Consider the following 11,007-nt stretch of genomic DNA (forward strand, 5'->3'; position numbering starts at 1 on the left):
CGGCTCGGGTCGGGTCTTCTGCTCAGCCCTGGTCTTCCAGGTCGCCCTCCAACGCCAGGTAGGTCTCGCGCAGCCGGTCGAGTACCTCGGGGTCGGGCTGCTCCCACAGCTCGCGCTCGGCCGCCTCAAGCAGGCGCTCGGTCATACCGCGCAGCGCCCACGGGTTGGACTGCTCCAGGAACTCGCGGTTCTCGGGGTCGAAGACGTAGGTCTCGGCGAGCTTGGCGTACATCCAGTCGTCGACGACACCGGCGGTGGCGTCGTAGCCGAACAGGTAATCGACCGTTGCGGCGAGCTCGAACGCACCCTTGTAGCCGTGCCTGCGCATGGCCGCGATCCATCGGGGGTTGACCACCCGGGCGCGGAAGACGCGGCGGGTCTCCTCGCCCAGGGTGCGGGTCTTGACCTGGTCGGGCACCGCGGAGTCGCCGACATAGGCCTCGGGGTTGGCACCGGTGAGCCGGCGGACCATCGCGACCATGCCGCCGTGGTACTGGAAGTAGTCGTCGGAGTCGACGATGTCGTGCTCGCGGGTGTCCTGGTTCTTGGCGGCCACGGAAATGCGGCGGAACGAGGACTCCATGTCGGTGCGGGCCTCGCGGCCGTCGAGGCCGCGGCCGTAGGCGTAGCCGCCCCAGACCGCGTACACCTCGGCGAGGTCGGCGTCGTCGCGCCAATTGCGGGTGTCGATGAGCGGCAGCAGGCCCGCCCCGTAGGCGCCGGGGCGCGAACCGAAGATGCGTGTGGTGGCGCGCCGCCAGTCGCCGTGCTCGGTGTGGTCGGCCAGCGCGTGGGCGCGCGGGAAGTTCTGGTCGGCGGGTTCGTCGAGTTCGGAGACCGCCTTGATGGCGTCGTCGACCAGGCCGATTACGTGCGGGAACGCGTCGCGGAAGAAACCGGAGATACGCAGGGTGACATCGATGCGGGGCCGGCCCAGCTCCTCAGGCGGCACGATCTCGAACCCGGTGACCCGGCGCGAGGCGTCGTCCCAGGTGGGGCGCACACCCAGCAGGGCCAGGACCTCGGCGATGTCGTCGCCCTGGGTGCGCATGGCTGCGGTACCCCACACGGTCAGCCCCACCGACGCGGGGTAGTCGCCGGTGTCGTCGAGGTGCCGGCGCACCAGCGAGTCGGCGAGGGCCTGGCCCACGTCCCAGGAGTTGCGGGAAGGTACGGCCTTGGGGTCGACCGAGTAGAAGTTGCGGCCGGTGGGCAGTACGTTCACCAGCCCGCGGGTGGGCGAGCCCGAAGGCCCGGCGGGGATGTGGCCGCCGTCCAGGGCGTGCAGCACCGCGCCGATCTCGTCGGTGGTGGCGGCCAGCCGCGGCACGACCTCCTCGGCGGCGAACCGCAGCACACGCGCCATCTCGGCGGCCTCGCCCGCGGGTACCGCATCGCCGAGCACGCCGGCGACCACCGGCTCGGCGTCGCCGGCCGCCCAGCCGCGCTCCTCCATCTGCTCGACCAGGCGCCGGGCCAGGGTGTCGATGAGGTCGAGGGCGTCGGATGCGGTGCGCGCAGGGCCGTCGGCGAGCGCGGTCAGGGACTCGGGCACGGCCGCGCGCGCACCCGGTTCGGCCAGCAGTTCCTTCTCAGCCAGTCCGAATGCGGCCGCGAGCACGGCGCGCAGGCCCGGCAGCGCTCCGGCCCGGCCGCCCCACACCTGCGAGGCGCGCAGCACGGCCATGGCCAGGTTGACGCGGGACTCGCCTTCGGGTGCCAGGCCGAGGATGTGCAGGCCGTCGCGGATCTGCACGTCCTTGATCTCGCACAGGTAGCCGTCGACGTGCATGACGAAGTCGTCGAACTCGTCCTCGCCGGGCATCTCCGGCTGGTGCAGGTCGTGGTGCAGCTCGGCGGTCTTGATCAGGGTCCAGATCTGGGCGCGCAGCGCCGGGGTTTTGTCGGGGTCCAGGTCGTTGACCATGGCGTACTCGTCGAGCAGCTGCTCCAGCTTGGCGATGTCGCCGTAGGTGTCGGCGCGGGCCATCGGCGGGACCAAGTGGTCGACGACGGTGGCGTGGGCGCGGCGCTTGGCCTGGGTGCCCTCGCCGGGGTCGTTGACGATGAACGGGTAGATGAGCGGCAGGTCGCCCAGCACCGCATCGGGCGAGTCTTCGGCGGCCAGGCCCAGGCCCTTGCCGGGCAGCCACTCCAGCGTGCCGTGCTTGCCCAGGTGGATCACTGCGTGGGCGCCGAAGCCCGTGGCGGTCTCGCCGCCGGCGGTGCCGGCGGGCGCCTCAAGCCAGCGGTAGGCGGCCAGGTAGTGGTGGGAGGGCGGCAGGTCGGGGCTGTGGTAGATGGCGATGGGGTTCTCGCCGAACCCGCGCGGCGGCTGGATCATCAGCACGACGTTGCCGAACCGCAGCGAGGCCAGCACGATCTCGGGGCGGCCGCTGGAGTGGTCGACGTAGAGATCGCCGGGCGGCGGCCCCCAGTGGTCGGTGACGGCCGTGCGCAGCTCGGCCGGCAGGGCCTCGAACCACTTGGTGTAGTCGTCCAGCGGGACCCGGTTGGTCGCCGCGGCGAGCTGGTCCTCGCTGAGCCACTCCACGTCGTGGCCGCCCGCGGCGATCAGGGCGTGGATGAGCGGGTCGCCGTCGTCGGCACGGCGGTCCTCGTCGGGGCCGGGCACCCGCCACAGCGAGTCGTCGGCGCCCAGGTCGTAGCCGCGTTCGACAAGCTCGCGGAACAACCGGACGGCCGAGGCCGGGGTGTCGAGGCCGACCGCGTTGCCCACCCGGGAGTGCTTGGTCGGGTAGGACGACAGCACCACGCCCAGGCGGCGCCGCGCGGGTGGCACCGAGTGCAGCCGCGCGTGGCGCACCGCGATCCCGGCGATGCGGGCGGCGCGCTCGGGGTCGGCCGCGTAGACGGGGATGCCGGTGTCGGCGGAGATCTCCTTGAACGAGAACGGCACGGTGACCAGCCGGCCGTCGAACTCGGGGATGGCCACCTGCATGCCGGCGTCCATGGGGGTCAGCGCGGCGTCGGAGGCCTGCCAGCGTTCGCGGGTGGAGGTGAGCACCAGCCCTTGCAGGATCGGCACGTCCAATGCGGCGAGCGCGCCGGCGTCCCAGGCGTCCTCGTCGCCGCCGCCGCTGGCGTCGGCGGCCACGGCGCCGCCCGCGGCGAGCACCGTGGTGATGACGGCGTCGGCGCGGTCGAGGATCTCGAACAGGCCGGGGGCGGTTTCGCGGGAAAGGCCGCGCAGCGAACCGGAGAAGACCGGTAGCGGTGTGCCGCCGGCGTCCTCGATGGCGTGGCACAGCGTGTCGACGAAGGCCGTGTTGCCGGACAGTTCGTGGGCGCGGTAGAACACGACGGCCACGGTGGGGCTGGGCTCGGCCCCGGCTGCCCCCGCGGGTGCGGCGGTCCCGCCGGGCTCGGCCGCCGGACCGCCGCCGGCGGTGCGCGGCCCGATCGCGTGGATTCCGTACTCGGGCATGGTCTCGGGGGGCTCGAAGCCCTCGCCCGTCAGCAGCACCGTGTCGGAAAGGAAGCGGGCGAGCTCGCGCAGGTTGCCGATTCCGCCTTCGCGCAGGTAGGCGTGGGCGTCGGTGGCGACACCCGAGGGAACGGTGGAGTGCGCGATCATCTCGGCGTCGGGAGCGTCCTCGCCGCCCAGTGCCACGAGCGGCACCCCGCTGGTGCGCAGCCGCTCCAGTCCGCGGGGCCAGGCCTCGCTGCCGCCGAGCAGCCGCACCACCGCCAGATCGGCGCCGTCGAGCAGGTCGCCGAGCTCGTCCGGGTCGGTGCGGGCCGGGTTCGCGGTGCGGTAGCCGGATTCGGCGGCCCGGGCCGCCAGCAACTCGGTGTCGGCGGTGGACAGCAGCAGGATCGTAGCCACGCGTAGTCCTTCTATTGGCAGAGCCGGGGTCCTCGCCCCGTAACCGGACAGGTGCACGACGGTCGAAGTTCCTGGCTCGGGCGGCGCTCCGGCGGGCGGAGGGCGGGCCCTGACAGTTGCGGGACAGCCGCGGGTTCCCACCGCGTTCCTTCGTGCCGTCGCCGCCCATCTTGGCAGACGCCCCTGCCCGGGCAGCGGGGCGGGCGTGTCGGCCGGGCGCGGCGGCCAAGTGGCCGGGTGGCCCGGCGCCCGGGCGGACACGGCGGCGGAATCCTGCGCCGATGCGGCGGAACAGTTCCTGTTGCCTCCGGGCTTTGCGAGAATCGGGAGCATGAGCCATTTCCCCCAGCCGCCGCCCGATCCCGACGATCCTTACCGCCCTCCATTTCAGTCGGACCCGTTCGGGCAGCCGGGGACTCCGCCGGGTGGCCAGCCGTATGACGGCCCACCGCCGGGGGCGATGGTTCCCTACGAGCAGGGGCCGCAGACCGGGGGCTACGAAGCCCCCTACGCTGCGGTTCCGGCGAACGATCCGGTGCTGGCCACCATTGGCGATATCTCGATCTCCCAGTATTCGGTCACCACTCCTGCGGGACGCTTTCCCATCAAAGGCACCACGTGGACCGCCACCGACATGAGCCACACCACGCAGAGCATTTCGACCACCGGGATCGTTCTCGCGGTGCTGTCGCTTGCGGTTTTCATCTGGGCGTGCGGGCTCGGGCTGTTCGGTCTGCTCTTCCTGCTGATGAAGGAGGAGAAGACCACGGGGCACGTGCAGGTCACCGTGCAGGCCAACGGGATGTTCCACTCGACGATGGTGCCGGTGCAAAACCGGAACACGATTACCCAAGTGCTGCAATCGGTCAATTACGCGCGTTCCCTGGCCGCTTCCTGACCCGCTCGGCCCCGGTTATCGGGTACCGGCATCGGCGCGGGTGACCAGGTCGAAGAACCCGGTTTCGAGATCGCTGCCGACGGCCAATCCCTCAAGCGGACCCTCATAGGCCGTGCTGCCGGACACGAGCACCCCGACCCGGTCGCACGTGCGGGCGACCTGGTCCAGTTGGTGACTGGAGACCAGAGTCGTGACCCCGGCTGCGGCCAGGTTGCGCAGCAGTGCGCGGATGTCGCGCATCCCGACGGGATCCAACCCGTTCGTGGGCTCGTCCAGCACCAGCAGCCGCGGGCGGGCGAGCAGTGCCAGCACGATGCCCAGCCGCCACCGCATCCCTAACGAATAGGCCGAAGTCGGGCGTTTGGCGACATCAGCCATCCCGAGCGAGCTCAGCGCCTGGAGTCCCCACTCCCGGGGGACGCCGCGCAGCCGGGCGTGCACGCGGATGTGCTCCAGGGCGTTGAGGTGGGGCCACAGCGCAGGGCCCTCGATGAGGGTGCCGACCTCGACACGCGACCGGGCCGACATCGGCCGCCCGAACAACGCTATCTCTCCCGAGTCGAGGTGGAGCAGGCCGGCGATCGCCTTCATCATAGTCGTCTTACCGGCTCCGTTCGGCCCGAGCAGCCCGTAGACCTCGCCGGAGTGCACGGTGATTGCGGCCTCCTGCAGTGCGGTATTGCCGCCCAGTGACTTGCTCGCCCCCGCAATGCGCAGCGCCTCGGTCATCACAGTTCCTTCCGGTTCACGTAGCGGCAGCCGACCGCCAGCGCCGCGGCGGTCAACGCAGCGGACAGCCCCACGGCGATCGGCAGCACGGTCAAGTCGCGCAACGGGTCGTCCGCGGACAGGGGGACGCCCGACGCTTCGATGCCCGCCAGCGGGACCACCGCCCGCATCGGCCAGGCGAGCGGGATCAGCCACCACACCGCCTTGTCCGCCAGGAGAGCGCCGAACATCATGCCGGCCACCCCGGTGCACATGGTCGCGGTGAATCCCCAGGCGTGCGCGACGACCAGGCACAGCGCGAGTGCCGCCAGGCTTGCCAGCCACGGGACCATGCCGCCGGCCGCAACCTGGAGCAGCGCACCGGTCTGGCCGAAGAGCACGGCCAGCGCGAGCAGCAGGCAGGTCAGCAGCAGTGCGCTGGCGAATCCCATTCCCGCCAGAGCGGTGAACTTGCCGAGGAGGAGCCGGCCGGGGCGGAATCCGTAGGAGTGGAGCAGCAGCCGTGCCCGGCGGTCCTGGCGCACCGCCACCCCCGCGTACAGGGCCGCGGCCATCGGCAGCAACACGCCCCAGAACATCAGGGCGACCTGCAGCCACACGTCCCACACATAGCCCTGGCGCCCCTCGGGTGACAGGGCCGCCACCACTCCCTGCGGCAGTACCAGGGCCACGGGCATGCCGACCGTCATCCACAGCGGGAACCGCCGCCACAGCCGCAGAGCCTCGGCCGATACCACTGCGCCAAGCGACGGGGCGTCGACCGCTCCTTCCGGCGGGGCGGCGTCTCCTGCCAGAGTGGGCCCTTGAGGGACCGGCTCGCTCATCCTGCCTCCGTTTCGGGTGCGTTCGCACCAAGGGTCTCCAGCGCTGTTGCGCCATCCACCCGGTACGTAGCCGGATTCAGCGGCGGGGTTCACGGGGGGTCGGCACGGATCCGGGCGGCAAAGTCGGACACCGCCGCGGTGTAGGCGTCTTCGAGATCGCGGCCCTGGCCGGCGGTCGCCGCGAGCTGCGCAGGAGAACCCGTGAACGCGACGGTTCCCGCGCGCAGCACCGCCACGCGGTCGCAGATGCGCCGGACGTCGCCGAGGTCGTGGGTGGACAGCACCACAGTGGAGGTGCGGCCGAGTTCGGCCAACAGCGCGCGCACCCGTTGGCGGTGCACGGGATCCATCGCGACCGTGGGTTCGTCCAGGAGCAGCAGCGGTGGTTCGCCCAGCAGCGCATGCGCGAGGGCGACGCGCTGGCGGGTGCCCGTGGACAGGCCGACGATCCGGGTACGGGCCTCAAGGGTCAATCCGAGCCGTTCCATGGTGTTGTCCGCCAGCTCGTGCCGCCGCCGGGCGTCGGCCACACCGTTCAGCAGCGCCGTGTACTCCAGGAACTCGCGGGTGGTCAAGTGCGGGTACAGCTCCGGCCGCTCGGGCAGGTAGCCCCCAAGCCGCCGGATCCCGCGCCGAGCCGGGGATCGCCGCAGATCGTGGCCGCCCACGATGAGCCGCCCGGAACGCGGGCGCAGGATGCCGGCCAGCAACCGCAGAAGTGTCGACTTGCCCGCCCCGTTGGGGCCCAGCAGGCCGAACACACCGCCGCCGATGTCGACGTCCGCCCCGGAAAGGGCGGCGGTCCGCCCGTACCGGTAGGTCAGGTTCTCCGCGGTTATACGCATCGGGGCTTCCATCCGCATCAGCCGTTCGGGGGCTCTGCCGGCCGGGCCGCCAGCCGGGCGGCCGCGGCTACCGCAAGCCCCGCCACGATGACCAGCACCCCGTCGTGGGCCCACACAGCGGCCACGGCCGCGCCCACGGTCGTGCCGAACAGATCCTCCCGAATGGCAATGGCGAACATCGCCCAGGAGACCGCCCCGAACGCAATCCCCACCGCCGGGGAACGCCACACCGCGCCAAAGGCCGTCACACCGGCCCCCAGCAGGGCGGGAGCCAGCCACGATCCGATGAGCGGGCCCGGCTGGTAGCCGCTTCCCGGTAGCGAGGCCGCCAGGACCGAGACCGCCGACCCGCTGGCCACGAGCGCGCCCAGCACCAAGGTCAGCCGGGCCAGCCACACGGCGACGGGAGGCACGGCCATCGCGTACATCAACTGCCGGCGCGGATCGCGCGCGGGATCGCACACCGCCACCGCACCGAGGGTCACCAGCCCAACGCTCACCGGGCCGAGGTAAGCCGCGACGGCATCGCCGCGCGGCAGGAGAAGCACCGCCACCGCCAGCGCCGCGAAGCCGCCCACGGTCACCGCCCACAGCAGACGCGGCACGAAGCGCACCTGGCGCAGTGTGACCGCGAGGGTCAGCCGGAACGCTCGGCCGAGGCCCACCGCGGGCACCGGCACCTGTTCGGTCGGCGGTTGCAGGTGCGGGGCGACCAGTGCGTCGAAGGACGGCACGGCCACCGGCGGTTCGGCCTCGCGAAGAGCCGCGGCGAGCCGCGCGGTACCCGCGGCCCGGGTGCGGCACGGCGCGCACGAGTCGAGATGCACGCGCTCGGCGCCGGACAGCGCCGCGTGTTCACCCACGCCGGCCCGGATCAGCGCTTCCTCGTCCAGGTGGCCCATGTCAGTTCACCCGCTCTCGCGACAGCTGCGCGGAAAGTGTCCTGCGCGCCTTGGACATCCGGCTCTTCACGGTGCCGACCGGAACACGCAGTACCTCGGCGATGTCGGCGTAGGGCAACTCCTCGACCAGCGCCAGCACCACGACGTCGCGATGGGTCTGCGGCAGACGGCCGATGGCGGCAATGATCGCGTCGCGGCCCGCCGCCGACAGCACCTTGTCCTCCACATCCGCGGTGCGGTCCGCGGGCTCGGGCACCGTGTCGAGATCGGCCGGGGGCGGAGCGGCGCGGCGCAGCCGGTTGTGCGCCTGCCGCCGGGCGACGCCGAGCAGCCAGGCGCGGACCGAGGCCGACGACCGGTAGCCGCCCGCCGACCTCCAAACCGCCAGCCACGATTCCTGCAGGATCTCCTCGGCGGTGCCCTTGTCGGATGTCAGCCGGCGCAGCAGCCGGAGCATGGCTGCGGAATGGCGGCCGTACAGCTCGCGCAGTCCGCCCTCGTCTCCGGAGGCGACCTGCGCGAGTAGCTGCTGATCGGAGTACACGCACTGTGCGTAGCACGCGGAGGCGGTCGGGTTCACCGGCGGGGCGGAAAATTCCGCCGAGCCGCGGCGGCCCGGACCGTTCGTACCCCGTCCGGATCTGCCGGCGCCCGCAGCACCAGCAGACCCGGTGGGCCCGGCAGGTCCGCCGCATCGCGCCGGCTAACCCGCGGGCGCCGCCCCGCCGTCCTCGGCGGTGGCGCCGCCTCGCGACCGCGCCGGGCACACGAGTTCGGCCAGGAGTTCGCGGAGGTAGTCGGCGACCGGGCGCTCGCCGGCGGCCTCGCTGAGTGCCCGGAACTCGGCTTCACTGAAACCGACCGATACCGAACGCGCGCCGTCCCTGCGCCGCGGCAGGCCCAGCATCTGGCGGTGGATGCGTTCGAGCGCCTCGGGCGGGAGGGGGCCGTAGGCGGCTTCAAGCTGCGACAGCCATTCCCGCAGTTCGTTCCAGCGCGCATAGCGCCCGGCGAGCACGTACAGATAGGACGCCACATCGCGGTGGCCGGCCGCGCGCTGCAGTTCCTCGTGGGTCACGGGGTCGAGGGCGAGGCTCACCCGGCGGGCCACGGGCGCCGCCGCCGGTGCGGGTGCGGGCGCGGCGGGATCGGGTCCGGAGCAGTGGGAATCGGCGGCCTCAGCGGTCTGCGCGGAGGGGATCGGGGGCGTAGCGGTGTTCACCTGAACCTCCCAGGTCGTGGGCGAAGGGATTGGGCCGCCTTCGCGATGGGGCAAGGCCGGTTTCCGGCCGCCCCATGACCACCTGGCCGCTGCAGCACCTCCAAGGTAACCCGCCGCGGCACGGGCGCGCACGGTTTCCACAGCCCTTGTTGCCCCGACCGGAAATCCGCGCAACCCGTGCCGCGGTCCGCACTAGGCCGACGGTCGCCGGGTGATCGTAGCGAGCTGCTCCGGCGTCAGCGCGGGCTCGGCGACCGCGTGGGCGGCGCCGGCGCGCAACCCGTCGAGGAAGAGCGCGAGGAACCGCCGCCACGCCTGCGGCGCGACCTCCCGCGACTCCCGGATGACCTGGGACATTCCCCAGATCAGGGCGGCCACGTCCTGCGGTTGGAAGTCCGCGCGCAGCGCTGCGCTGTCCTTTGCGCGCTCGATGATGGGCGCCAAGTGCCGGAGACCGTGGTTGCAGGCCTCCTGCAATGCGGGAGAGGCGGGATAGCGCTGCGCCAACACGTCGTTGAACCCGAGGTCGGCCGCCTGCAGGGCGACCAGGCCCTCGATGAAGCCCGCGAACCCCTCCCATGCGTCCTCGGCCGCCAGCGCCTCCGCTGCGAGCCGGTCGACCTCGGCCATCCGCTCGGAGAACACGGCGTCGCAGAGGTCCTCGCGGGCCGGGAAGTGGTTGTAGAGCGTGCCGATGCTCACCGCCGCACGGCGGGCGACCTCTTCCAACGGGGCGGCCAGACCGCGTTCGGCGAACAGCGCGGTGGCGGCGGCCAGGAGTCGTTCGCGATTGCGCGCCGCGTCTGCCCGCAGCGGTTTGGTTTCGGCCATACCGCCATCCTACGAAATTGAGGGAGACGTCAAGTTATGCTAGCTTTCAGGCGAAGTTGAGATCGTCCTCAACTTAATCCCGTGGAAGGGGAATGATGTCCGCGTCAGCACATCGGACGGCCGTCGTCATCGGGGCCGGCCCCGGTCTGGGCATGTCCGTCGCACACCGCTTCGGCCGGGAGGGGTACAACGTCGTCCTGGTCTCCCGCACCGCCGAACGGCACCCGGACTACATCGCGTCGCTGGCCGAAGCCGGGATCCGCGCTGATTCGCTCCCGGCCGACGTCCACGACCGCGAAGCGCTGCTGTCGGCACTGGACACGGCAGCCCAACGCCACGGCGGAATCGACGCCGTCTACTACGGCCCGGCACCGAGCGGGCCCGACGCCTGGCCGACACCCATCGACAAGACCGGCGCCGACAGCGTCCGCTCGGCGATGAGCTGGGTCTACCCCGCCGTCGACGTGGTCGAAAAGGTCCTGCCCGGCATGCTCGAACGGGGATCGGGAGCCCTGCTGTTCGCCACCGGCCTCGGCGCCACCCGCCCGATGCCGGAACTGGGCGGCCTCGCGCTCTCCTCGGCTGCGCTGCGCAACTACGCGCTGACCCTCAACGCGGCGCTGGCCGAACAGGGCGTCTACGCCGGCGCGCTGATCATCGGCGGAGCGATCGAACGCAGCGACATATACCGGATGGTGGCCGCGCAGTCCGGGCCCTCCACCGATATGCCGCTGGACCCGGCCGCCATCGCCGCAATGTCCATCGACCCCGACACCATCGCCGACGCCGCCTGGCAAATGCTCACCGCACGCGACCGCGCCGAGACCACGTTCGACGCCATGCACTAGGTGTGATGTCCCGGGACGTTGGTAACAGCCGACACGCCCCGCACAGCGGTTGAAACAG

Annotated in this window: 10 protein-coding genes and 1 riboswitch; of the genes, 2 read left to right on the top strand and 8 right to left on the bottom strand. The window is 72.0% G+C overall.

Annotated elements, in window-relative coordinates; genetic code table 11:
• Nucleotides 1–22: 22 nt before the first annotated feature.
• Nucleotides 23–3,850, bottom strand: coding sequence for a cobaltochelatase subunit CobN (gene cobN / locus ACYVD5_RS12645; protein WP_461001192.1), 3,828 nt, complete (start codon nucleotides 3,848–3,850; stop codon nucleotides 23–25).
• 65 nt (nucleotides 3,851–3,915) lie between these two features.
• Nucleotides 3,916–4,001, bottom strand: a riboswitch (cobalamin riboswitch).
• A 180-nt stretch (nucleotides 4,002–4,181) separates the two neighbouring features.
• Here cobN and ACYVD5_RS12650 point away from each other — a divergent pair.
• Entirely contained in the window at nucleotides 4,182–4,748 is a 567-nt protein-coding gene (locus ACYVD5_RS12650) for a hypothetical protein (RefSeq protein WP_461001193.1), read from the top strand.
• A 15-nt stretch (nucleotides 4,749–4,763) separates the two neighbouring features.
• Here ACYVD5_RS12650 and ACYVD5_RS12655 read toward each other — a convergent pair whose 3' ends face one another.
• The 7 genes from ACYVD5_RS12655 to ACYVD5_RS12685 form a co-directional block, all read right to left on the bottom strand.
• Nucleotides 4,764–5,477: an ABC transporter ATP-binding protein gene (locus tag ACYVD5_RS12655; RefSeq protein WP_461001194.1), complete on the bottom strand. Its 714-nt coding sequence runs from the start codon at nucleotides 5,475–5,477 to the stop codon at nucleotides 4,764–4,766.
• Nucleotides 5,477–6,301, bottom strand: coding sequence for a lantibiotic immunity ABC transporter MutE/EpiE family permease subunit (locus tag ACYVD5_RS12660; protein ID WP_461001195.1), 825 nt, complete (start codon nucleotides 6,299–6,301; stop codon nucleotides 5,477–5,479). Before ACYVD5_RS12660 ends, ACYVD5_RS12655 begins: the two co-directional genes overlap by 1 nt.
• Nucleotides 6,302–6,390: 89 nt before the next feature.
• Entirely contained in the window at nucleotides 6,391–7,146 is a 756-nt protein-coding gene (locus ACYVD5_RS12665; RefSeq protein WP_461001196.1) for an ABC transporter ATP-binding protein, read from the bottom strand.
• 17 nt (nucleotides 7,147–7,163) lie between these two features.
• Nucleotides 7,164–8,048, bottom strand: a complete 885-nt coding sequence (locus tag ACYVD5_RS12670) for a hypothetical protein (protein ID WP_461001197.1) — start codon at nucleotides 8,046–8,048, stop codon at nucleotides 7,164–7,166.
• Nucleotide 8,049: 1 nt separating this feature from the next.
• On the bottom strand, nucleotides 8,050–8,592 hold the full coding sequence (locus ACYVD5_RS12675; RefSeq protein WP_461001198.1) for an RNA polymerase sigma factor: 543 nt from the start codon (nucleotides 8,590–8,592) through the stop codon (nucleotides 8,050–8,052).
• A gap of 159 nt (nucleotides 8,593–8,751) precedes the next feature.
• Complete coding sequence (locus tag ACYVD5_RS12680) at nucleotides 8,752–9,270, bottom strand: hypothetical protein (RefSeq protein WP_461001199.1); 519 nt, start codon at nucleotides 9,268–9,270, stop codon at nucleotides 8,752–8,754.
• A 192-nt stretch (nucleotides 9,271–9,462) separates the two neighbouring features.
• Nucleotides 9,463–10,101 (bottom strand): TetR/AcrR family transcriptional regulator, encoded by a 639-nt coding sequence (locus ACYVD5_RS12685; RefSeq protein WP_461001200.1) that lies wholly within the window; start codon nucleotides 10,099–10,101, stop codon nucleotides 9,463–9,465.
• 92 nt (nucleotides 10,102–10,193) lie between these two features.
• On the opposite strand from ACYVD5_RS12685, the gene ACYVD5_RS12690 reads away from it, so the two are divergent.
• Nucleotides 10,194–10,949: an SDR family NAD(P)-dependent oxidoreductase gene (locus ACYVD5_RS12690; RefSeq protein ID WP_461001201.1), complete on the top strand. Its 756-nt coding sequence runs from the start codon at nucleotides 10,194–10,196 to the stop codon at nucleotides 10,947–10,949.
• The last annotated feature ends 58 nt before the right edge of the window (nucleotides 10,950–11,007 follow it).

It is taken from the genome of Streptomonospora sediminis (assembly GCF_054778995.1).

Excerpts from the sequence above, each read along its gene's own strand:
- ACYVD5_RS12650 (WP_461001193.1), top strand. The coding sequence starts at position 4,182 with ATGAGCCATTTCCCCCAGCCGCCGCCCGATCCCGACGATCCTTACCGC.
- ACYVD5_RS12655 (WP_461001194.1), bottom strand. The coding sequence starts at position 5,477 with ATGACCGAGGCGCTGCGCATTGCGGGGGCGAGCAAGTCACTGGGCGGC.
- ACYVD5_RS12660 (WP_461001195.1), bottom strand. The coding sequence starts at position 6,301 with ATGAGCGAGCCGGTCCCTCAAGGGCCCACTCTGGCAGGAGACGCCGCC.
- ACYVD5_RS12665 (WP_461001196.1), bottom strand. The coding sequence starts at position 7,146 with ATGCGTATAACCGCGGAGAACCTGACCTACCGGTACGGGCGGACCGCC.
- ACYVD5_RS12670 (WP_461001197.1), bottom strand. The coding sequence starts at position 8,048 with ATGGGCCACCTGGACGAGGAAGCGCTGATCCGGGCCGGCGTGGGTGAA.
- ACYVD5_RS12685 (WP_461001200.1), bottom strand. The coding sequence starts at position 10,101 with ATGGCCGAAACCAAACCGCTGCGGGCAGACGCGGCGCGCAATCGCGAA.
- ACYVD5_RS12690 (WP_461001201.1), top strand. The coding sequence starts at position 10,194 with ATGATGTCCGCGTCAGCACATCGGACGGCCGTCGTCATCGGGGCCGGC.